This is a genomic window from Shewanella gaetbuli (assembly GCF_023284065.1).
In the GTDB taxonomy this organism is placed as follows: domain Bacteria; phylum Pseudomonadota; class Gammaproteobacteria; order Enterobacterales; family Shewanellaceae; genus Shewanella; species Shewanella gaetbuli.
In genome coordinates, this window is sequence record NZ_JAKIKP010000004.1 from 118751 (window position 1) to 142753 (window position 24003).

A 24003-nucleotide genomic window follows, 5' to 3' on the forward strand; every position below is an offset into this window, starting at 1 on the left:
AAAACATCACAAAAGAGAAATCTAGCTCATGAAAACCTCTTCTATTTTATTTGCAATGGTTGCCGCAGGAATGGCTTCTTCAGTGCACAGTGCAGAACCTTTTACTGTTCAAGATCTTGTTAGCATGAATAAAGTGCATTCTTATGCAGTGTCTCCAGATGCCTCAACGCTTGTTTATGGTGTCAAAGTCATTGACGATGCAGGTGAAGCAAGCTCAGACCTTTACTCATTAGATTTAACTAAAAAAGATGCAAAACCTCAGCAACTTACCTCAGCAGCAGGTACAGAGCATGATGTTGTGTTTGCACCAGACAATAAAAGCATTTACTTTTTAGCTAATCGTTCTGGTAGTAGTCAATTATTCAACCTTGCACTTAGCGGTGGCGAGGCGAAGCAAGTTTCAGATTTACCATTAGATGTTAATGGCTACAAATTATCGCCAGATGGTAAGCAAGTTGTGATGACCATGCGGGTATTTCCGGAATGCGAAACTCTAACTTGTACCGTTGAAAAGAAGCAGCAACTTGCTGACAGCAAAACTACCGGCCGCGAATACAAACAGCTAATGGTTCGTCATTGGGACACATGGGAAGACCATGCAAGAAACCATTTATTTGTTGCTAACGTTGATGGTAAAAAAATTGTTGATGCCGTAAATGTCACGCAAGGTCGTGATACTGAAACACCCCCTAAGCCGTTTTCAGGCATGGAGGAGGTGACGTTCACTCCAGATGGAAAGCATATTGTTTACAGTGCAAAAGCGCCGAGTAAAGATCAAGCTTGGACCACTAACTACGATTTATGGAAAGTACCCGTTAGTGGTGGCGAAACGATTAATTTAACTGAAGATAACAAAGCTTGGGATTCACACCCAACGTTTTCACCAGACGGTCGTTACATGGCTTATTTAGCAATGACTAAGCCAGGTTTTGAAGCTGACAGATATCGCATCATGTTATTAGATACTGTCACTGGCCAAGAAAAAGAAGTCGCTCCTTTATGGGATCGTAGCCCGCACTCCATCACATTTAGCCCTGATGGCCGTAATATTTATGTGACCGCTCAGGATGTAGGGCAAGTAACAATATTTGAAGTTAACCCACAGTTTGGCGATGTGCGCCCAATTTACAATGATGGCAGCAATAGCTTAATTGCGGTGGCACAAGACAAATTAGTGTTCAAACATGCCTCATTAGTTGAGCCGGGTGACTTATATACCATTAGTTTAGAAGGCGAAAATTTACAGCGTTTAACCGAAGTGAACAAAGAAAAATTAGCCAAAGTTAAGTTTGGTGAGTTTGAACAGTTCAATTTTAAAGGTTGGAATGATGAAACCGTTCACGGTTACTGGATAAAACCCGCTAATTTTAAAGAAGGTGAAAAATACCCGATTGCTTATTTAGTACATGGTGGTCCACAAGGCTCATTTGGTAATTCATTTAGTGGTCGTTGGAACGCTCAGTTATGGGCGGGTGCAGGCTACGGAGTTGTTATGGTCGACTTCCATGGTTCAACCGGATATGGCCAAGCATTTACAGATTCAATCAGTAAAGATTGGGGCGGTAAACCTTTAGAAGATCTTAAAAAAGGTATGGCAGCGGTTACTGAACAACAACCTTGGTTAGATGCCAACAACGCATGTGCATTAGGTGGATCATACGGTGGTTACATGATGAATTGGTTCCAAGGACATTGGAATGATGGATTCAAATGTTTAGTGAACCACGCAGGCCTTTTTGATATGCGCTCAATGTATTATGTAACCGAGGAGTTGTGGTTCCCTGAATACGAGTTTGGTGGTACATATGCAGATAACAAAGAGCTATTTGAAAAGTTTAACCCTGTTAACTATGTAGAAAACTGGCAAACACCAATGTTGGTAATCCATGGCGAAAAGGATTTTCGAGTCCCTTATGGCCAAGGCCTAGCGGCATTTAGCTTTATGCAACGTAAAGGCATTCCATCAGAACTGTTAATGTTCCCAGATGAAAATCATTGGATTTTGAATCAAGACAATTTACAACAATGGTACGAAAATGTATTCCGTTGGATGGGACGTTGGACAGCTAAATAAATGAAATTAACGGCTAGTTTAATGAGCTAGCCGTTATCTTTATTCGACATAAACAAAATGTGATGTCTTTAACAGGCATCACATTTTTTTATGATGATTTTGGCAAGTCTTGATCTTTCTCAGGCAAGGTTGGATGACTAGAAGAGTGGTTTGGCTTTGTAATCCATAAATAGTAAGTCATTCGTCTACGAGAGCTGCTAAATTTACGGCTATTATTCTTTTGGCAAACCTTATTGCGAAGAGGCATAAGTATCCTTGGAACACTGACACATAGTCAGCTAAAAATTTAGAGTTTTATTGTATCGCAATTCCACACTAAATTCAGGGGTAACAACATGATTTTTATTTGGCTTTCAGAAAAAGGCTATAATAGGTCAAATAATCATCACCTTAGTATTAATCTAAGCCACAAATGATCGACTGTTAATTTTTATGTTATTAAGTTTCTTTTTGCCCTAAGGCTTAAGATGTTCTAAGTTAAAACTTGATATAAATTAAACTAATGCGATTTAGGTTAGTTTTATAAAAAATCTCACTTCATAAACGGGGCAACTTGCATTAAAGTAGCGCACCTTTTTGAGAAATCAATTCAACAGCAGTATTTAGAGGATACGTCATTGGATTACATGCTTTTTATCAAGTTTTTTTTAGGATTGGTAGCCATCATCAATCCTGTTGGCTTATTACCGGTTTTTGTGAGTTTGACCAGTCATCAAACTGACTTAGAACGTGAGCATACCAATAAAGTCGCTAACTTTGCTGTGGTGGTGATCTTAACTATCACCATGTTAGTAGGGCAGCATATTCTAAATATGTTCAGTATTTCTTTATCTGCTTTTAGAATCGCCGGTGGTACTTTGATTTGTATTATCGCTATGTCGATGCTTCAAGGTAAAATTAGTGAAGTTAAACGTAACAAAGAAGAAGATCGTGAATCATCTGGCATGGATTCTGTTGCAGTCGTCCCGCTAGCATTGCCTTTAATGGCAGGCCCTGGTGCAATTAGTTCTGTTATTGTTTATGCAGCAGAGCATAATGGCATTGCTAATATGTTAGGTATGTTTTTCACTGTCGTGCTATTTGGTTTATGTAGCTGGGGCTTATTCAAAATGGCACCTGTTATATACAAATTGCTTGGTGTAACAGGGATTAACGTGATCACGCGTATTATGGGGCTACTGATGTTATCGCTGGCAATTGAAATTATTAGTCAAGGTGTAAAAGGGCTGTTTCCAAGCTTAATATAACCAGTCTAAAGGCCTGATATGGGGATTTGCATAGCAATTGCGCAAATGATGCTAATTGTGGTTTTTTCCCTTGACCACCTTATGGCATTTGCGTAAAGTAGCGCCCTGATTCTGCTAAGAATTAACATAAGGTGACGTGTCCGAGTGGCTGAAGGAGCACGCCTGGAAAGTGTGTATACGGCAACGTATCGAGAGTTCGAATCTCTCCGTCACCGCCAAATTATAAAAAAGACGTCTTCGGACGTCTTTTTGCTTTATAATCACACCATCATGTCTTATCCAAGTTGAAGCAGCTATTTATGTCTTTTCAATCTTTTGCGCTTAATCCGATCATTGTTGCTAACATTCAGCAATTAGGCTATCAACAGCCCACCGCAATTCAAATCAGTGCTATTCCAGAAATCCTCAAGGGCAAAAACGTCATTGCCGCAGCGCAAACTGGTACCGGTAAAACCGCAAGCTTTGTGCTACCTATATTGAACTTATTATTAGCTTCAGAAAAGTGTCGTAAAAAGCGTATGCGTGCGCTGATTCTAGCGCCTACACGAGAGCTAGTTTCGCAAGTACATGACAATATTACCGCTTATGCACAAGGCTTAGACATTCAGTCGATGCCAATGTATGGTGGCGTAGATGATAAAAAGCAAAAACAGCAACTTATAGAGGGTGTTGATATTGTAGTTGCGACTCCCGGAAGGTTATTAGATTTATATACTCAGCGTGCTTTGCATTTTGATGAGTTAGATATTTTAGTACTAGATGAAGCTGACCGTATGTTAGATATGGGCTTTATTGAAGACATAAATAAGGTACTAGAAAAGCTGCCAGAGCAAAGACAAAACTTGTTATTTTCCGCTACTTTATCCAACCAAGTTAGAATGCTGGCTAAAACTGCTGTAAAAAATGCAATTGAGATCACCCTAAACAAGCAGCCTGAGCATAAGCCTAAAATTACCCAATGGCTAACCACCATTGATAAAGATAAAAAGTCAGCACTATTAAGCCAACTTATTAATGAAAATAATTGGCCTCAAGCATTAATATTTATCGAAACCAAGCAAGGTGCAGCAAAACTGGTAAGTCAGCTTGCTAAACGAGACATTATTGCAGAATGTATTCACGGTGGTCGAAGCCAAGCAACACGGGAACAATTATTGGCTGACTTTAAAGCCAACAAAATCCAATATTTAATTGCAACAGGTGTTGCTGCCCGTGGGTTAGATATTGATGAATTACCTGTTGTAATTAATTATGACTTACCATTTCCGGCGGACGATTATATTCACCGAATTGGACGAACTGGACGTGCTGGTGCTGCAGGTGAAGCCATCTCATTAGTGTCAAAAGATGATTTTAAAAATCTGTGTATGATTGAATCGAGGCTGGGGCACTTGTTAGAGCGTCGTGTAATAGATGGGTTTGAGCCTAAAAAGCCTGTGCCAATTTCGGTGTTAAATTTTGTTCCTAAAGCAAGACGACATAAAGACAGTTCATCTGCACCTAAGCCGACTTTAAGTCAGGGGAAACAGCAGGCTAGGGGCTCAGCAAAAGCCACATCTTCTGTAACAGCGGCTAAAGCCCCCAGTAAAAGCAAAGGGTCAATTGACCCTTGGGCAAACGCTAAATCTAAGTAATCTTAATTTAGCTAAAGTATGCTAACAGCCTATTGGCTGCAGATTGATTGCAGCCAATAGGCTTTACTTTCTTTACGCATTTTCAATGTTGCGTTTTATATCATAAGCATCGTCTGTTACTAATCGCTCTAGGGTTTCTACCCGCTGCCTTAATCCGTCTAATTCTTTTTGCAACACTTGAGTGTGTTTATCATATTCAGCCTGTGCTTTACCCTGACTATCTCTTAACTTCATGATGCTAATTATAAATCCGCCTACAATGGCTAAAATGGGGATGAGTAAAGCAAGTGTTGCAGGGTTCATAATATCTTCCTTAATTTGATGTCATCATTGAGTAGAAGTCTAAACAACTAGACTGATTTCGCTAGTGACAAATGTCATTTGTGTAGAATATTTGCATTTACCAACTTGGTTTAACTTAACAAATGACTCGCACTAAACCTTAAATCTATGTGTAAACAAATGTTGCTGCAGCGGTAAAGCTAATGCATTAGTCGGCATAAAATGATTAACTAAACTCAACGAAATTTTAGCTTTTAACAACCAATAATAACAAAGCATTTATAGGGAAAAATATGAAAAAGGCGATTCTTACACTCTCAATTTCATTGGCCTTAATGTCAGCATGTGGCTCTGGGCAGACGTCAGTTACAGAACAAAGTGCTAGTGCAGTTGAACTATCAGCTAAACAGGTTGCTTTTGAGCAATTTAGCCAACAATTTATCGACGAATTGTGGCAACTCGCGCCAACTTGGGCCATGTATAATGGTAAACATGTGAATGATGGATATTTAGAAATCCCCAATCAAGCTAGCCGCGATAAAACCTTAGCCTTTGTCAAAACCCAACAACAAAAACTAAGCGCATTCAATCAAGACAAACTCAGCCCAAATGAATTAATCGATTACAAGCTGATTGAAAATCTGCTTAAAAAGTTTGCATGGGAAATAAACACGTTTAAGTCATGGCAATGGAACCCTGCCAGTTATAATGTTGCAGGCGGTTTTGCGCAAATTATTAATGAAGATTTTGCACCGCTGGATGATCGTTTATCTTTAGTGATTGAACGATTAGAAAATGTACCGGCTTACTATAGTGCAGCTAGATCGAACATTGAAAATCCAACCTTAACTCACACCAAGCTTGCGATTCAGCAAAACCAAGGCGCGTTTTCTGTTCTTAGCGATGATTTAGCAGACAAAGTTGACAGTTCTAGCTTATCTGATACTCAAAAACAATTGTTTACTGAACGCTTTGAGCTCGCTAAAGCCGCTATTAACGAGCATATAACTTGGCTTAACGCGCTTGCTGCTGATTTAGAAAAAAACGGCTCGCGTGATTTTAGAATTGGTGAAGAATTATATGAGCAAAAATTTGCTTTAGATATTCAAGCCGGAATGACTGCCAAAGAACTTTATCAAAAAGCCTTAGCGGATAAACAGCGGGTACAAGGTGAAATGGCCAAAATAACCAATGATATTTGGTCGAAATATATAGACACTCCCAAGCCCCAAGACGACAAGTTAGCCATCAGACAATTGATTGATGTGTTATCAGACAAACACGTTAAACGAGATGAGTTTGTTGATGAAGTACGCAAACAAATCCCTGAATTAGTTAAGTTTGTCAACGATAAGCAATTGATCACTTTAGATCCTAAAAAGCCTTTAGTTGTCCGTGAAACGCCCGAGTATATGCGTGGTTTTGCAGGAGCTTCAATTAGTGCACCAGGCCCGTATGAAAAGAATAGCAATACTTATTACAACGTTACCCCTTTGGATGGCATGAGCGATGAGTCGGCCACCAGCTATTTACGTGAATATAACCACTGGATTTTGCAGGTATTAAATATTCATGAAGCTATTCCAGGTCATTACACTCAATTGGTTTATTCAAATGAATCAAAAAGCTTGGTCAAAAGCTTGTTTGGCAACGGTGCTATGGTTGAAGGCTGGGCAGTTTACACTGAAAGAATGATGTTAGAAGAGGGCTATGGCAATTTTGAGCCTGAAATGTGGTTAATGTACTACAAGTGGAACTTACGCGTAATTGCCAACACCATTTTGGATTATAGCATTCAAGTTAATGGAATGGATGAACAACAAGCGATAGCGTTAATGGAAAACGAAGCATTTCAACAACGTGCGGAAGCTGAAGGTAAATGGAGAAGGGCAACCCTAAGCCAAGTACAGCTAACTAGTTATTACTCTGGCTATCGTGAAATATATGATTTTAGGGAAGAACTGAAACAGCAACAGGGAGATGACTTTGATCTTAAAGCATTTCATGAGCAATTTTTAAGTTACGGCAGCGCACCGGTTAAATACATACGACAACTAATGAAGTAAGTTAACTGGATAAAATGAAGCCTACAAACTGAAATTTGTAGGCTTTTTTATGTAACAAATATCGCATTTTTAACATAAACAGTGGAACACCATATATGCTCATGCTAATCTTAATGCAAATGATTATCATTCGGTTAGGTTATGAGAAATATTCTATTAATTCAACAATCCCAAGTTGGTGAATTCAATTTTGAACAACAATTAAATAATTTAGGTTTTAAAGTTACTGTAGTAAACAATGCCTTACAGGCGCTAGTTAAGCTAGAAAGCAATAACTATGAAGTCGCCTTAGTTGATCTGTCACTAGAACGTTTAGAGTCGTTTTGGCTATTGGCAACCAGAAAACTCACCACAACAGTAATAGCATTAGCAGCAAACAATTCAACATTAGAAAAAATCTCTGCATTAGAAATGGGGGCTGATGACTATTTGGCCAAACCGTTTAATTTGCGTGAACTACAACTAAGATTAGATGTATTAAAAAGACGTTCACACCCTAGTGATTTTTCTGCGCCAACATATGACATCCGTTTCAATGACAACGATTCATCTATTACCTGCGCTGGCAGCAATATTCAATTAACCAATACTGAATATAAGTTATTCAGGTATTTGTTTGAACGTAAAGGCAAAGTTGTCACTAAAGATGAATTGCAACAACGTGTTCTTCATAAAAAGCTAGGCAAGTTTGACCGAAATTTAGACATGCATATCAGTAACACTAGACGCAAACTAACCCAACAGAATTTACCAAGAGATTTGATTAATACCGTAAGGGGACAAGGCTATAGCTTTAACTTTTAACGGTTCACACTAGATCGGCAATTTGCTAAGCTATGCAGCAATAAAACTTCACCCATAATAATTAACCTAAGCTCTGGATAACAACTTGTTTACTAGAGGCTATTTATCAATATAAGTGAAGTGAAACTGCAAGCAACAAAACAAGGAAATCCTATGCGGATCAGTGCAAACTTTGATGGTGGAAATATCAACGTCATCAATATCGACAAACATGATGATATTCAACTGGCTATTAGACCTGATGAAGGCGGTGAGTTTTACCAGTGGTTCAACTTTCGTTTAGAAGGCAGTGTCGGTCAAACCTATACACTGAATATTCAAAATGCAGGTAGCGCATCATACCCTAAAGGCTGGGAAGATTATCAAGCCGTAGCAAGTTATGACAGACAGCAATGGTTCCGACTACCAACGTCTTACAAAGACGGGGTATTAACCATTGAAGCTGAGTTAGATTGTGAAGCCATTCAAATTGCCTATTTTGCACCCTATAGTTATGAGCGTCATTTAGACCTAATCAGCGAAGTTCAGCTTCATCCATCTGTGAGTTTAGAGCATTTAGGTTTAACCTTAGATGGTCGTGATATGACCTTACTAAAAATTGGTGACGATGACCAAGATAAGAAAAACATCTGGATTACCGCAAGACAGCACCCAGGTGAAACCATGGCAGAATGGTTAATTGAAGGTTTACTTAACCAACTGCTAGATGGTGATAATCCAAATTCAAAAGCCTTGCTTGATAAAGCAAACTTTTACATTGTCCCTAACATGAATCCAGATGGAAGCGCTCGCGGACATTTACGTACCAATGCTGTTGGCACAAACTTAAACCGTGAATGGCAAACCCCGAGCTTAGAAAAAAGCCCAGAGGTTTATTATGTCGTCAACAAGATGCATGAAGTTGGAGTAGACTTATTTTATGATGTGCATGGTGACGAAGGTTTACCATACGTATTCTTAGCAGGCTGTGAAGGTGTTCCCAATTACACTGATAAAATGGCGCAACTGCAAAACAAGTTTGTGTCGGCATTAACATTAGCCAGTGCAGATTTTCAAACCGAATTTGGTTACGACAAAGATGAGCCTGGTAAAGCTAACTTAACCGTGGGTTCTAATTGGGTTGCTAATACCTTTAAGTGTTTATCTAATACACTTGAAATGCCTTTTAAAGATAACGCTAACTTATCAGACCCATTTGTAGGTTGGTCTCCAGAGCGTTCAATTTACTTAGGTGAAGCTTCATTAGTCGCCATGCTTGCTGTAGTAGATGAACTGTAATAAGAATTAACTGGAAGAAGGGTTTTCGATTATGGCATTGGTTGAATGTCCTAAGTGTCAAAAACGTATTTCAAGCCAAGCAAAACAGTGTTCACATTGTAAAGTCAGTTTATCTGGTAACACTGAAAGTTTGGCAAAAATTAGTCATATTCAACAGTCCAATAAGCTGATGAATCACAGTCTAATATTTCTAACATTATTTATTGGCGGTGCAGTAGCTTGGTTTTGGGGCGGTGAGCAAGCTCAGGGTTATCAAGCTATTGCTTCAGTATTCTGTTTTATCATCGGTTTTGTCGGGTATTTAATTACCCGTGTAAGGCTGGTAATACATAAGCGAAAATCAGTATGAATGATATCAATAAAGTGATTGATGAAATGCCTGAAGAAGTTTACCAAAGGTTAGTGACTGCCACTGAATTAGGTAAATGGGAAGATGGTACAGTATTATCTGAAGCGCAACGAGAATCAACGCTTCAGGTTGTGATGTTATATCAAGCCAGAAAGCTCAAACAAACAGACCACTTTACCATTGCAGCCGATGGTAAAATTAATGAGTTATCTAAGTCTGAATTGAAGAAGCAATTTAAAGGGCAACCTATTGCTGAATTCAAAGAGTCTGATATTTAATACTAATAGCAATATAAATTTGCATAACATTTATCGGCTACTGCTGAATCTAAAAAAGCGAGCGACAGCTCGCTTTTTTCATTTGGTAACGGCTTAACCTGATTTATGTCATTGTTTAACTGAGGTTTGTTTTTTGTTAATATGCCTGCTGGTTATGGATAACAAAAAAGGATTTCATCTTGTTAAAACAAAAAATAAATAATTTTAAAGGATTTAGTGCGTTTAAAATGTTGCCGATATTGGCATTAGTCGTCACGGTATATAATTCCTATTTTATTGTCATAGAAGGCCATGTAGGAGTGGTTAAACGTTTTGGAGAAGCGAAAGATCAACAAAATCCGGGGCTACATTTTAAAATTCCATTTATTGAGACGGTGGAAAATATTGAAGTTCGAACCCGTAAAAATGCCGAAAAAATGGCCTCAAGCACTAAAGAACAAATGCCAGTAACAGTCGAAGTGTCGGTAAACTGGACAGTAAACAAAGAAGCTGCACTAGATTTATTCAAGCGTTATGGCGGCTTAGACCAATTTGAACAACGAATTCTGGACCCACGCTTTCGCTCTGCTACTAAAGATACCATTCCACAATTTGAAGCTGAGCAATTAATTCAAGATCGCGCCAGTGCGATTAACGGTATTGAGCGGAGATTATCAGATGAAATGGCAGGTTTTCCTGTAGTGGTAGATAACATTCAAATTGAAAACATTGTCCTGCCGCAAAAGTACATCAATTCAATTGAAATAAAGCAAACCGAAAAAAACCTTGCAGCTGCCGAAGAGCATAAATTAGAGCGTCAACGCTTAGAAGCATTACGCGCGGTGAATACGGCAGATGCTAAAGCAAAAGGCATATTAAAAGTGGCTGAAGCCGAAGCAAAATCAATTATTCTGAAAGGTAAAGCAGAGGCTGAGGCTATTGAAGCAAAAGCAAAAGCGTTACGGGATAATCCGTTGATAGTTAAATTGACAGAAGCTCAAAATTGGGATGGTAAATTACCTAGTACGATTATGGGACAGGGTAATATGCCGATTATTGATTTAAGAGAAAATAACAATCGTAGCAATTAACTGATCACACAATTAGCATAATCGGTAAACTGTAATCGAGAAAATTGCTTTAAATGTGAAATAATACAACCAAAAAAGCGCTCGCCAATTGCGTAAACTTAACAATTAACGAATTGATCGGTTAACATCAAGAATGAACCTACGAAATGACTCCTTTTTTTGAACGGGGTCATTTTTTATGCTCTCTCACTGGTTTTTAGATACTGTACTACTTGCCGCCCCGAAAACGAGCGATCTTCTAAAAAGAATTACCGCTGGAATGGATTAAACAAGTATCGGAGCAAACTAACAGAGCAAGCAAATAACAGGTGTGCTGAGTTGACTAACTAATGCAAATAAATATTCTTCTTAAGATTTATCAGATGTTTATTTCGAACGTTGGGAAATTTAAAATGGCTATGGATAAATCAAGCAATATCAACTTGATAAGAGTTTAAATAAGCCAAATAGATAATGAGGCAGAGATGCCACCATTACGGATTAGCTTTGTAAAGGCGGTACGTTATATACAGGGTGAGTTGATGTGGCGCACAATTGCAATTCAGTTAAGAGAAGATACTGTTAAAATGAATGGTGTTAAGCGGCAGCTTGTTTTTTCTATCTATAATGGTTCATTAATGGATAGGTAAAAAATAGTAAATGGCTAAAATTAAATAAGAAATGTAGTAGTACCGCTACCCATAAACGTGAGCTGTAATGGTAAACTAAACCATAACCAATACCAGCTAATGTGGCAAAAGTAACCAGTAATAATCCACCTCCAATATGTGCGAAACCAAATAGTAGGCTGGCTATAGTAATACCAACTAACCAACCAAAGTGCTTAGTCAATGATTGTTGTATAAAACCTCGAAAGAAAGCCTCTTCTGCAACGCAGGTAATGAATAAATTATTTAATAAAAATAGCCACCACCAATAAGGTATTGTTAGCTCAAGTCGTAAAATGCCCACTGCCCAAGCAATGAGCAACAAGCTAAATAACGGGATTGCTGTAAACAAAATTGCTTTTCTATTAAGCGTAAGCTTACTTCCTAAAATGGCAGGGTAACTCAGTAATAACCCAAAAAATATTAACGGCTTATCGATATTTAAGTACATAGTAAAAGGAATACTATGTGGCCCAGTGATTACTTGATCTAAAACTTTGACATTATTGAACCCTGGCGCTAAGTGAAGAAAAAGAGCGACACACCACAGAAAAATAAATGCATAACTTACTATCTGCCAATTGCGTTTGAGTGTTGGGGTTTTATAAGCGATAGCAAGCCCAAGTATTATTATGCTGATACCAAGAATATTAATTTTTTGCGCAATTAACGCTCCGATTAAGTAGATACCGAGTAGTACCAAACTAGATTTATGTTGTTGTGTAAAGGCAAGGATAGTAGCTAACAGAAGAGGTAACCAAACCCATATTGAATAATCTATAACCATTGCGACGACTTAGCTCCATGCTGATAATGAGTTGCCTTACTCATTAATAAATATCATTTAGCCATCATGATTAATGTGGCTTAAACTCTTAAGTTTACAGTGCTTTATTGTGTGCTAATTTTCAATTTCAATATGTAGAAAATTGTTTACTTAATTCAGCTGGCATTATTTTACCTAAACGATTCCGCCAAGGGTTAGTAATAATGATTTATGAAAAATCATATCCAGAATCACAATCACATGCATTTTGTGTGAATTATTTTCAAATAAAAACGCTCGATTAATGCGAGCGTTTTTAGGGGTAATATATGATATTGTTGGTAATCTAAACTTAATCTACCGAAAGCTCGCCATTCAAATTGATTCCCATCATTCTTTTAACTTCATCTGAGGTCAAATTTTTTGATAGCAAGTAGTGTAACTTAGCCAATGCAGCTTCAACCGTCATATCTAGCCCGCTAATGACTCCCGCACGCGCTAAAGCATTACCTGTGGCATAGCCACCCATATTCACTTTTCCTTGAAAACACTGGGTTAAATTAACCAGCACAATTCCGCGTTCATCAGCCTGTTTGAGTGCGGCTAATAATTCAGGGTCTTGTGGAGCATTACCTACACCAAAAGTTAATAGAATAAGTGCTTTAACAGGTTGCTGAAGAATATTCTGAAAAATCTCAGTTGAAATACCCGGATACAAAGTGACCACACCAATAGGCTGCGGTTGAATAGTGGTCACTTCAAGCGGGAAGTCACTTGGCTCAGATATTTTACCCGCTTTAATATTAATTTTTATGCCTGCTTCCAACAATAGTGGAAAGTTTGGAGAAGCAAAAGCGTCAAATCCGTCAGCATGGGCTTTAGTAGAACGATTGCCTCTAAACAACTTGTTATTAAAAAACAAACATACTTCTGCCACAGGGTATTTAGCGGCTAAATATAAAGAGTTAAGTAAATTGGTTTGGCCGTCAGAGCGCAACTGAGCTAAAGGGATTTGAGAGCCAGTAACAATGACCGGTTTAGATAAACCTTGTAGCATAAATGATAATGCCGAAGCCGTGTAAGCCATAGTATCTGTGCCATGCAGAATAACAAACCCATCATATTTTTCGTAATTGGCTTTAATATCGTTAGCTATCATTTGCCAGTCAGTGGGTGCCATATTAGATGAGTCAATTAAAGGGCAGTATTCATGAATAACAAAATTGGGCATGTCATCATGATAAAACTCGGGCATAGACTGCACGCAATTAGTTAAAAATCCCGCAACAGGTGCGAATCCTTGCGCTGTTTTTTGCATACCAATAGTACCGCCTGTATAGGCAACATAAATTGTACGCTTGTTCATAGATTACTCATTAAAAATTGCAGAATATGCAAATTATACGGCTTTATTTGCCAACTCAAAATAAAAAGCCTGCTTTTAGCAGGCTTTTTTACGAATTGTATAATTTAGCGATTAGAAATCACATTGCTCACAATACAAGTACATGCCTTTAGGATCATCAAATTTTGATAAATCTTCAATCACGCTACTCCATTGCGACAACATTTGTTCAAGTATGGTTGATTGTTTCATTGAAGTAGGGATATAAGCGGCAGTAGCTCCCATCATTTGTTGTATAAATAGCTGCTCAGTGGATAATTCTTGTTCTATGATTTTGGTATCAAACTTGTCCAAATTAGCTAATTCAGCTGCTTTTGAAATCGCTTCATCCATATCACCTAACTCATCTACTAAACCAAGCTCTAAAGCTCGTGAACCGGTCCAAACACGACCTTGAGCAATACTGTCGACTTGCTCTAGTGTCATGCCTCGTTCTGTTGCTACTAACGAGATAAACTCGTGGTAACCGCGTTCAATATGACGTTGGATTACCGCTTTAACATTTGGGCTTAAACTACGAGTAACAGATAAGCCAGCCCAATCTGAAGTCGCAACACCGTCAGAGTTAATTCCCAAATGGGTTAGGGCATCTTCAAATGTGGCAAACATGCCGAATATACCAATTGATCCCGTTAAGGTTGTAGGGGTGGCATAGATATGATTTGCACTAGCAGAAATCCAGTAACCGCCTGATGCAGCTAAGCTTCCCATACTGACCACAACAGGTTTACCCGCTTCTTTGAGTGCTAACACTTCTTGGCGAATCTGTTCTGACGCAAAAGCACTTCCTCCGGGGCTATCAACGCGTAATACCACCGCCTTGATATTGTCATTTAAACGTGCTCTACGAAGATATTCAGATGTCGTCTCGCCACCAATCTGTCCAGCAGGTTGTGTACCATTAAGAATGTTGCCTTTGGCGACAACGATTCCAATCGTTTCTGTTTCAACAAAGGTGGGTAAAGGTGCGCTCAGGGCTAGATAATCTGCAAAATGAATTTTCTTAAAGCTTTTACCGTCTTTATCTTGGCCAACTAAATCAATCATGGCTAAGCGGAATTGTTCAGCAGATAATAATTCATCTACCCAATTTAGGTTCATGGCCATTTTTGCGCTGTCGCCATCGGCTTTATTTAATTCAGCTAAATAAGTATCGGTATCTAACACTAATTGGTTTGGCTGAATACTTCTGTTATCAGCAACAATTGTGGAATAGCTTTGCCATAAATCAGCGAGTAATTGATTGCTGGCCGCTTTATCTTCTTCAGACATATCGTCACGAATGAAAGGCTCTACAGCTGACTTAAAAGTGCCTACGCGGAACACGTGGGTATTGATTTTAAGTTTTTCTAGCGCTGATTTATAAAATAATCTATAACGGCTAAGTCCATCTAGACTCACCATACCTTGGTTATTCAAATAGATTTGATCAGCATAGCTAGCAAGGAAGTATTGGTTTTGGTTATAGCTATTTTCCATGGCAATAACTTGTTTACCCGTCTGCTTAAACATATTTAACGCGTCACCAATGGCAGTCATTTTGCTGATTCCAGCCGAGCGTAAATTACTTAAGTTCAGAATAAGTGCATTTATTCGGGTATCTTGCGCCGCATTTTCAATAACATACAGCACGTCAGATAACAGGATTTCTGCATCAGGATTATCTTGGCTATTTTGGGATAATATGGCTTCAAACGGATCGACATATCTTTTTTGATCAACAATGTGACCAGAAAGATCTAATACTAATGCTGTTTGATTTTCGATAGTTATTTCTTCATCTGAAGTTGCAATAGCAACAATGATGATGGCTAAAAAACCAAAGAAAAATAGATTAACGATAATTTTACGTATGGTGTTTACCGTATTCCATAACAGTTTAAACAACCTATTTAAAAACGGGGGTTTAGCGGACATTTACCACTCCTTTAGCTTTTTCTTAAACACATCGTAACTGAAAATGCCAATAAATGGTAAATTGAATTGTAAACGATTTTGACAATCTTAATCTTCAATGATTGAGCTTTAATGGATGAAGGGGTATGCTAGTTTCAATCACTTGTTTAAAAAGGATGTTTGAATGTCGTTTCCACACTTACTAGAACCTTTAGATTTAGGCTTCACACAGTTGAAAAACCGTGTGTTAATGGGCTCAATGCACACAGGCTTAGAAGAAGAAAAAGGCGGATTTGAGAAACTGGCAGCGTTTTATAAAGAACGAGCCGCTGGGGGAGTTGGTTTAATTGTTACCGGAGGAATCGCACCTAATATGCGTGGCCGATTGGCACCGCATGCGTGTCAATTAAGTTTTCCGTGGCAAGTTAGCAAGCATAAAATCGTTACAGATGCTGTGCATCAAGCCGGTGGTAAAATTTGTATGCAGATTTTACACGCAGGGCGTTACAGTTATCATCCATTCAGTTTAGCACCCAGTAAAATTAAATCGCCCATTACCCCGTTTACTCCTTCTGAAATGTCAGCAAGACAAGTCAGAAATACCATTAAAGATTATGCTTCTAGTGCATTGCTTGCTCACAAAGCGGGTTACGATGGCGTTGAAGTTATGGGGTCTGAAGGCTATTTAATTAATCAGTTTATCTGCGCTCGAACCAATAAACGGTCTGACGAATGGGGCGGAAGCTATGAAAATCGCGTCAAGTTTCCATTAGAAATTGTTAAAGCCATTCGTGAACGAGTCGGCAAAAAATTTATCATTGTTTTCCGTTTATCGATGCTAGATCTAGTGGATAATGGTTCTACATGGGAAGAAGTTGTTCAACTTGCCAAGTCATTAGAACAAGCCGGTGTGAGCATTATTAATACCGGTATTGGTTGGCATGAGGCTCGCGTACCCACTATTGCAACAAGTGTTCCTAGAGGAGCATTTGCTTGGGTTACTGAAAAGCTAAAGTCAGAAGTTAACGTGCCACTTATTGCTACTAACCGAATTAATACCCCAGAAATTGGTGAACATATTATTGCTTCTGGTCAAGCCGATATGGTGTCAATGGCACGTCCATTTTTGGCTGATGCTGAGTTTGTTAATAAAGCAGCGGCAAACCAAAGCGATATGATTAACACTTGTATTGGCTGTAACCAGGCTTGTTTGGATCATACTTTCTCAATGAAGCGCGCTACGTGCTTAGTTAACCCAAGAGCGTGCTACGAAACAGAGCTTAACTTTCCAACAACAGCAAATAAAAAACGGATTGCAGTTATGGGAGCAGGGCCAGCGGGTATGGCGTTTTCTGTTTATGCTGCAAGCCGTGGTCATGAAGTGGTGCTGTTTGAAGCCAAATCAGAAGTTGGCGGTCAATTTAATTTAGCACGTAAAATCCCTGGGAAAGAAGAGTTTAACGAAACCATACGTTACTTTATTAATCAAATTAATGCGCACAACATCGATTTACGATTAAATACCAAGCTTGATGCACAACTATTAAAACAAGAAAAATTTGATGAAGTGGTTATTTCATCTGGCGTTGTACCAAGACAACTGAAACTTGAAGGGTTTGACTCTGACAAGGTCGTGACCTATCAACAAGTGTTAAATGGTGAAGTCGAGGTAGGCCAAAAAGTCGCGCTAATAGGCGCAGGTGGTATTGGCTTTGATATGGCACATTACCTGTGTGAAAAAGAGTCATCGACACTACAACCTGAAAAGTGGCTAAAACAGTGGGGTATTGATAAACAATACCAACATCGTGGCGGTTTAACTGAAGAACCTGAACATCAACCTAGCCGTGAGATTTTCTTGTTGCAGCGAAAAACCACTAAAATGGGTAAAGGCCTAGGTAAAACGACCGGTTGGATCCATCGCAGTGTGTTAAAACAGCATAAAGTTAACATGCTAACTGGCGTTTCATACGACAAGTTTGATGATACAGGTTTACACATTAATGTTGATGGTAAATCACAAGTATTGGCTGTTGATAATGTCGTGTTGTGTGCAGGTCAAGAATCTAATCGCACCTTATTAGATGAAATGAAAGCAACAGGCTTACCGGTTCACCTCATTGGTGGTGTAGATGTTGCTGCGGAATTAGATGCTAAACGAGCCATTAGACAGGGTGCTGAATTGGCTATGAATATTTAAGCTATTCTATCGCAATTGTCATTAATAAAATTAAAAGCCAGCTAGTTAATCTAGCTGGCTTTGTTTTAACCTGATCAACAAATCAGGTTAGCTACGCTATTACTTATTAATAATTTGGTAATCTAATTGATAAAAATGTGCTTCACTTTTACCATTTTCAAACTGGTTATATACGCCCGCTTTAAAGTAGCTCAGCATGTCTTTCCAGTAAGTGATGTCGTGGTTTACCATCTCTTTACCATCACGCGTGATCACTAATTTCGAATCACCTACAATAATGTCAAACTTAGTCGGGACATTTTCTTCAAACTCACCTAAGTTCAAACGAATATAAGCATTCTTACAATCAGCTGTTTGTTTATTGCCACTGGCATCGCTACAGTTGACGTTGTTATTTTTAATGATTGCCCAGTAATTGTCTTTAATGCCTTTACGGTCGGCTTCATACACTAAACGCAATAATGGGTGAGGAATATATCCAACACCGTGCTTACCATCGTCGAATGTGCCTTTGTTGTGTACCTGTAAAAAGGTCATTGCGTCATTTTTTGACGGGCTGTCTTTAACTGATTCGCGTGGATTAATAGGCATCAACTCTGCTGATAACTTATAAAAAGTATCCGCTTTATCTGTTTTAAAGTTTTCATGAACACGTAATTCGTTTCTAAGTTTGTAACCTTCCATATTCATCACAAGCGCTTGTGAGCCTGCATCAACGTAAAAGTGTTCATTCATTACGCCAGTAAAGTTACTGTCTCTGGCTAATTCATATTTACTGCCAGGTTTATCATTTGGAGTAGAAATTTGTAACTTGGAAGCCGCTAAGATATTACTAAATTTTGCAACGCTGGCAGGTTCTATTCGTTCACCCGTACTTGCAGGGTAAGGGTTAACAGCAGGTTCTGAAGTTGAGGCACAACCCGCTAACAGGCCAGTGATAAGAAGACTTAACGGTAAAACAGCTAATTTTTTCATTTAAAGTAACACCTTAATTTCTTTTGTGTTTGATGATGTTCGCTACACAATATATCGTGTTAAATACATTTGAAATATAATAAGACAAATCAATTTTGATCTATATCACTATTTTATTTCTATTGTGGTGTTCTCATTGCATTTTATTCATAAATAAAATAGCTATCACAACTTGCTGCACTATTTTAGTTCGTTGAATTAATTGAGCTGAACATTTTGTGTGCAACGTTAATTAATTTAAACAGCTGCGATAAATAAAGTACAAAGAATAAAGTGTAGTCCCTCTTATCTTAAGCCATTGTTATATAGCTTTAATTTCTTGTCATATTCTTGTAATCATTTTGTCTTATTGCTGTTATTTAAAACTGGCATGTTAACTGCTCATATCAAATTAAGTTAATTAATGGAGACAAATATGGGGCTGGAGAAGTTGCTATATTTGCAAGGTGTTGGTGCTGAGTTTATCGATTGTGATGGACAGCTCATTCAAATTCCGCAACAGGATAGGGCGGGTATTTTAACGGCTATGTTGGCTAACAAACTTGCGAAGAGCGACGCACATGTTGATATACAACATCAACTCTCGACCATTAATATTGAACAAAAGATATATCAACTAGATGTTGAACAATGGTGTGAACTATTACCGTCATTTCAATTCAGTTATTTAAGTGAACCTTGTCTACATTTTCATCTTCCTAAACAAGGGGCTCAAGTCAAGATAACTATTAAGTTTGATGACTCAAATATTGATGCGGTTCAGTTTCAATGTAACACCCAGCAACTGACAATTATTGGTGAATATCATTATGACAATATTCACTACTGCCGTTATCAAATAGCACTTGATGAATATGTGAGCCTTACCATTCCTTGTGGTTATCACAGCATTACCATTGAATGCATTAATACTGAACAACGCAACATTGGTAAGTCATCGGCAACGTTATTAATTGCACCTGATGTGACGTATCAATTAAAAGAACCTCAGAAAGAAATTGGCTACAGACCTTGGGGCATCAGTATTCAGTTGTACAGTGTTCGTCATGAAGAGCACTATGCTGGTATCGGCGACTTTAAGTCGCTAAAAGAAGTGATAGAAATGTCGGCTGATCTTGGGGCTGATTTTGTCATGCTAAACCCGTTACATGCGTTAGATATTACTTATCCTGAAAATGCTAGCTCCTATAGCCCCAGTGACAGACGCCGTCTTAACCCCTTATATATTGATATTGAAGCACTTGCTGAACAAATAGGTTGTGATCACCAAAAGCCTGAGTGTGGAGTGAATTTATTTGATGATACCAATATAGATTATCAAGAGGTTTCTAGGTTTAAGTATGGCGCCCTTAAATTCATGTATGAATTTATTAGCTGCAAAAGCCTCAAGGTAAATGACTCTTTTATTGAAGCTTTTAATACTTTTAAGCGGCAACAGGGACAAAAATTATTGTTATTCATTGAACATGAATTGGCCCACGCACCTGAATGGCTAACTATGCCAGCTGACTTTTATGCATTTTTGCAATTTGTGGCAACTCAGCAACTTATTGAATGTCAGAGCCAATGTAAAAATTTGGGTATGAAAATTGGCTTAATTGGCGATTTAGCAATTGGTGCATTGTTACACGGTAATGAAGTACAAAGCGAAATGGACCAATTTTGTTCGCGAGCAAGTATTGGTGCTCCACCAGATCCTTTTTCTACCACAGGGCAAAACTGGGGATTAACACCATTAGATCCGGTTAAATTAAAACAACATGACTTTAGTCATTTCATCCAGTTAATTCGCTCAAACATGAGCTTATACGGTGGTTTAAGAATTGACCATGTGATGGGAATGCTGCGGTTATGGTGGTGGCCTCTCGACAAAAACTTGGGCAATGGTGCATATGTTTATTATCCCGTTGAAACCTTACTTGCCATAATTACTATTGAAAGTCATCGCGCAAAATGTGTGGTAATAGGTGAAGATCTTGGCATTGTGCCACCTGAGATAATAGGCGCGATGCATGATAAAAAGTTATTTTCTAATGAGTTATTCTATTTTACCCATAACTATCATGGATTCGCCCCATGCGCACACCATAAGCAACATAGTTTGATGATGTTAGCCAATCATGATGTGCCGACTCTCAAAGGGTGGTGGACTCAACAAGATCTCTACACTCGTTATTCATTATCCCTATTTGAATCTGAGCAAGAATATACTCAAGCCGTTGCCGAACGTCAGCACCAACGATATCAATTAGTGCAATGGTTACATGCGGGTATCACCCAAGCGCAACAATCTAATAAGCCCATACCGCAGGCAATTAACTTGGCGTTGGCTGAATTAAATCTTCAATCTGCCAATGCTGAAACCTTACAACAATTGCACTTTGAATCATTGCTAACCGTGTGGTTATTTGTTGCTTCAATGAGTCATTCGACACTTTTTTGTGTGCAATTAGCAGATCTTATTGAAGAGGTTCATGGGGTTAATATTCCCGGCACATGGAAAGAATACCCTAATTGGCAGCGTAGATTACCCCTAAGCACCAATGAGATTAAACACAGAAGCACAGTCAGAACCCGTTGTGAATTAATTAATGATGTAAGAAGAAAATTTCCCAAACCATCGTAATTGGCTTGGTGAGTTTTAGCCTGAGTCTAGTTGAATTGAAAGTTTATAAATTATGGAAGCTAAAATGATGACAAAGAATGCACCATTTCTTAACGACACGGTAGTGAATGCTATTTGTTTAGGCCAATTCAACGATATCTTTTCGGTACTCGGTATGCACACATCCCCTGAACAAAATGGGTTAATGGTTAGTTGCTTTTTACCAGAAGCGACTCAGGTTGAAGTATTAGATGCTAAAAATAATCGTAAAGTCGCCACTTTAGATTGTCTTGACCAACGAGGTTTTTTTAGTGGCAAAATTCCTAGAAGAAAAAATCGATTCAACTATCTGTTAAAAGTGACATATCCATTAACGGTTATTGTAATCAACGACCCTTATCAATATGACAGTGTGCTAGACGAAAAAGATGTCTATTTGTTTAATGAAGGAAGCCAATTACAAAGTTATCACTTTCAAGGGGCTAATTGGGTAAAACAGCAAGGTATAACCGGCGTGCATTTTTGTGTTTGGGCACCTAATGCAACTCAAGTTTCATTAATTGGCGATCTTAATCATTGGGATCCCAAAAAACACATTTTAAGAAAACATATTGCTAGCGGCTTGTGGGATATATTTATTCCAGATGTACCTGAGGGCATGTATTACAAATTTAGTATTTTAGACGCCCATGGTAATCGTGTTGAGAAATCTGATCCTTACGCGAAAGCAATGCAAGCTGCACCGGGCAATGCAGCAATTGTAGCTAAAAACACTCACTATTGTTGGCATGATCAAAATTGGTTATCAACAAGAAAGGCCAACAGCCAAAAACCAACACTAGCTAGCCATGCTCAACCAATGTCAATTTATGAAGTGCAATTAGCCTCTTGGCGACGAAAAGGCGATAGCGGCGAGCATTACTTTGATTACAAAGACTTAATTGAACAGCTTATTCCCTACGTTGTAGATATGGGCTTTAGCCATTTACAGCTAATGCCCATTAGTGAATACCCATTTGATGGCTCGTGGGGTTATCAACCTGTTGGGTTATTTGCGCCTAGTTATCGTTTTGGTGACGCCGAAGGATTAAAGGCTTTTATTGATGCCTGCCATCAACAGGGGATTGCGGTGTTATTAGATTGGGTTCCGGCACATTTTCCCAAAGACCCGCATGGTTTAGCCAGATTTGATGGTACTTGTTTGTATGAACATCAAGATCCCAGATTAGGCGAGCACCCAGATTGGGATACGCTGATTTATAACTATGATCGCGCTGAAGTCACTAGCTTTCTATTAAGTAACGCTTATTACTGGTTAAGTGAATTTCATTTCGACGGTTTACGCCTCGATGCCGTGTCATCAATGTTGTATTTAGATTATTCCAGAGAACACGACCAATGGGTACCTAATGAACATGGTGGCCGTGAAAACTTAGCGGCAATCAGTTTCTTAAAGCGACTGAATATCGATATGTATCAAGCATTCCCAGGTATCGATATGATTGCAGAAGAGTCGACCGCTTGGGGCGGTGTTACCCAAAGTACCGAGCAACATGGTTTAGGTTTTGGCTTTAAATGGAATATGGGTTGGATGAATGACACTTTAAGTTATTTACGCCGTGACCCGCTTTATAGACGCTATCATCATAATGAAATGACCTTCGGCTTGGTTTATGCGTTTACTGAGCAGTTCATTTTGTCTTTAAGCCATGATGAAGTGGTTCATGGTAAAGGTTCTTTAATAGCCAAAATTCCTGGAGATGATTGGCAAAAATTTGCCACTTTGCGAGCTTATTTTGGCTTTATGTGGGCTCACCCAGGTAAAAAACTATTGTTTATGGGTAATGAATTTGCTCAACGTAATGAGTGGAATCATAACCAAAGTCTTGATTGGCATTTATTAGATTATTTACCACATCAAGGCATTCAAAATTGGGTTAAGTCCCTTAACCATTTCTACCATCAAACGAGCGCGTTATTTTCACTTGATAATCACCATACTGGCTTTCGCTGGTTAGATTGTCATAACGAAGACGATAGTGTTCTTGTGTTTGCCCGCTATGGGCAAACTGAAGATGAACATGTCATCGTGATCGTCAATATGACCCCTAATGTTCACCACGGTTTCCGAGTGGGTTTAGCCAAAGATTGCCAATACTATGAAGCATTAAATAGCGATGCAGCTGAATTTGGCGGTTCGAACGTGTGCAACACAAAGCCGATTATTGCTGAATCTCTCCCATGGCAAGGGTTACCTTTTAGCGGTTTAATTTCAATGCCGCCATTAGCGACGGTTTTCATTAGCCCTAAAAATTCACAACAACACAAGCAGACTAAGTTATTGGCTAAATAAGTTATTGGATAAATGGGTTAAAACTTAAACATCTGTATTAAAACAATTATTTCGTTGAAGGTTACAGCCATAGC

The 24003-nt window shown here is 38.6% G+C and carries 17 protein-coding genes and 1 tRNA gene; 13 read left to right on the forward strand and 5 right to left on the reverse strand.

The window, feature by feature from the left end; translation table 11 throughout:
- Positions 1 to 28: 28 nt before the first annotated feature.
- The 4 genes from L2672_RS07435 to L2672_RS07450 all read left to right on the forward strand — a co-directional run bounded on the left by L2672_RS07435 (position 29) and on the right by L2672_RS07450 (position 4955).
- Positions 29 to 2074: a dipeptidyl-peptidase 5 gene (locus tag L2672_RS07435; protein ID WP_248995200.1), complete on the forward strand. Its 2046-nt coding sequence runs from the start codon at positions 29 to 31 to the stop codon at positions 2072 to 2074.
- A 617-nt stretch (positions 2075 to 2691) separates the two neighbouring features.
- Positions 2692 to 3321, forward strand: a complete 630-nt coding sequence (locus tag L2672_RS07440) for a YchE family NAAT transporter (protein ID WP_248995201.1) — start codon at positions 2692 to 2694, stop codon at positions 3319 to 3321.
- Positions 3322 to 3451: 130 nt separating this feature from the next.
- Positions 3452 to 3539: transfer RNA gene (locus L2672_RS07445), tRNA-Ser, on the forward strand.
- An 81-nt stretch (positions 3540 to 3620) separates the two neighbouring features.
- On the forward strand, positions 3621 to 4955 hold the full coding sequence (locus tag L2672_RS07450) for a DEAD/DEAH box helicase (protein ID WP_248995202.1): 1335 nt from the start codon (positions 3621 to 3623) through the stop codon (positions 4953 to 4955).
- A gap of 72 nt (positions 4956 to 5027) precedes the next feature.
- On the opposite strand, the gene L2672_RS07455 is transcribed toward L2672_RS07450, so the two are convergent.
- Positions 5028 to 5258 (reverse strand): hypothetical protein, encoded by a 231-nt coding sequence (locus tag L2672_RS07455; RefSeq protein WP_248995203.1) that lies wholly within the window; start codon positions 5256 to 5258, stop codon positions 5028 to 5030.
- 272 nt (positions 5259 to 5530) lie between these two features.
- On the opposite strand from L2672_RS07455, the gene L2672_RS07460 reads away from it, so the two are divergent.
- The 6 genes from L2672_RS07460 to L2672_RS07485 all read left to right on the forward strand — a co-directional run bounded on the left by L2672_RS07460 (position 5531) and on the right by L2672_RS07485 (position 11082).
- Positions 5531 to 7303 carry a DUF885 domain-containing protein gene (locus tag L2672_RS07460; RefSeq protein ID WP_248995204.1) on the forward strand — a complete coding sequence of 591 codons (1773 nt, stop codon included), beginning with the start codon at positions 5531 to 5533 and terminating at the stop codon, positions 7301 to 7303.
- A 141-nt stretch (positions 7304 to 7444) separates the two neighbouring features.
- Positions 7445 to 8107 (forward strand): response regulator transcription factor, encoded by a 663-nt coding sequence (locus L2672_RS07465; protein WP_248995205.1) that lies wholly within the window; start codon positions 7445 to 7447, stop codon positions 8105 to 8107.
- A 153-nt stretch (positions 8108 to 8260) separates the two neighbouring features.
- Positions 8261 to 9385 (forward strand): M14 family metallopeptidase, encoded by a 1125-nt coding sequence (locus L2672_RS07470; protein WP_248995206.1) that lies wholly within the window; start codon positions 8261 to 8263, stop codon positions 9383 to 9385.
- A 31-nt stretch (positions 9386 to 9416) separates the two neighbouring features.
- Positions 9417 to 9734 (forward strand): zinc ribbon domain-containing protein, encoded by a 318-nt coding sequence (locus L2672_RS07475; protein ID WP_248995207.1) that lies wholly within the window; start codon positions 9417 to 9419, stop codon positions 9732 to 9734.
- Positions 9731 to 10012, forward strand: coding sequence for a YeaC family protein (locus L2672_RS07480; RefSeq protein ID WP_248995208.1), 282 nt, complete (start codon positions 9731 to 9733; stop codon positions 10010 to 10012). Before L2672_RS07475 ends, L2672_RS07480 begins: the two co-directional genes overlap by 4 nt.
- A gap of 227 nt (positions 10013 to 10239) precedes the next feature.
- Entirely contained in the window at positions 10240 to 11082 is an 843-nt protein-coding gene (locus L2672_RS07485) for a prohibitin family protein (RefSeq protein WP_420833142.1), read from the forward strand.
- A 597-nt stretch (positions 11083 to 11679) separates the two neighbouring features.
- On the opposite strand, the gene L2672_RS07495 is transcribed toward L2672_RS07485, so the two are convergent.
- The 3 genes from L2672_RS07495 to sppA all read right to left on the reverse strand — a co-directional run bounded on the left by L2672_RS07495 (position 11680) and on the right by sppA (position 15817).
- A complete protein-coding gene (locus tag L2672_RS07495) occupies positions 11680 to 12516 on the reverse strand; it encodes a CPBP family intramembrane glutamic endopeptidase (protein WP_248995210.1) in 837 nt (278 codons plus the stop codon).
- Positions 12517 to 12847: 331 nt separating this feature from the next.
- On the reverse strand, positions 12848 to 13861 hold the full coding sequence (ansA, locus tag L2672_RS07500; RefSeq protein WP_248995211.1) for an asparaginase: 1014 nt from the start codon (positions 13859 to 13861) through the stop codon (positions 12848 to 12850).
- A 111-nt stretch (positions 13862 to 13972) separates the two neighbouring features.
- Positions 13973 to 15817 carry a signal peptide peptidase SppA gene (sppA, locus tag L2672_RS07505; protein ID WP_248995212.1) on the reverse strand — a complete coding sequence of 615 codons (1845 nt, stop codon included), beginning with the start codon at positions 15815 to 15817 and terminating at the stop codon, positions 13973 to 13975.
- Between the two features lie 163 nt (positions 15818 to 15980).
- Between sppA and L2672_RS07510 the strand changes: the two genes are divergently transcribed.
- Positions 15981 to 17996, forward strand: a complete 2016-nt coding sequence (locus L2672_RS07510) for an NADPH-dependent 2,4-dienoyl-CoA reductase (protein ID WP_248995213.1) — start codon at positions 15981 to 15983, stop codon at positions 17994 to 17996.
- 99 nt (positions 17997 to 18095) lie between these two features.
- On the opposite strand, the gene L2672_RS07515 is transcribed toward L2672_RS07510, so the two are convergent.
- Positions 18096 to 18971: a polysaccharide lyase family 7 protein gene (locus tag L2672_RS07515; protein ID WP_248995214.1), complete on the reverse strand. Its 876-nt coding sequence runs from the start codon at positions 18969 to 18971 to the stop codon at positions 18096 to 18098.
- Positions 18972 to 19386: 415 nt separating this feature from the next.
- Here L2672_RS07515 and malQ point away from each other — a divergent pair, with 415 nt between their 5' ends.
- Both malQ and glgB read left to right on the forward strand, forming a co-directional pair.
- Entirely contained in the window at positions 19387 to 21597 is a 2211-nt protein-coding gene (malQ, locus tag L2672_RS07520) for a 4-alpha-glucanotransferase (protein WP_248995215.1), read from the forward strand.
- 64 nt (positions 21598 to 21661) lie between these two features.
- Positions 21662 to 23929, forward strand: a complete 2268-nt coding sequence (glgB, locus tag L2672_RS07525) for a 1,4-alpha-glucan branching protein GlgB (RefSeq protein ID WP_248995216.1) — start codon at positions 21662 to 21664, stop codon at positions 23927 to 23929.
- Positions 23930 to 24003: the final 74 nt, after the last annotated feature.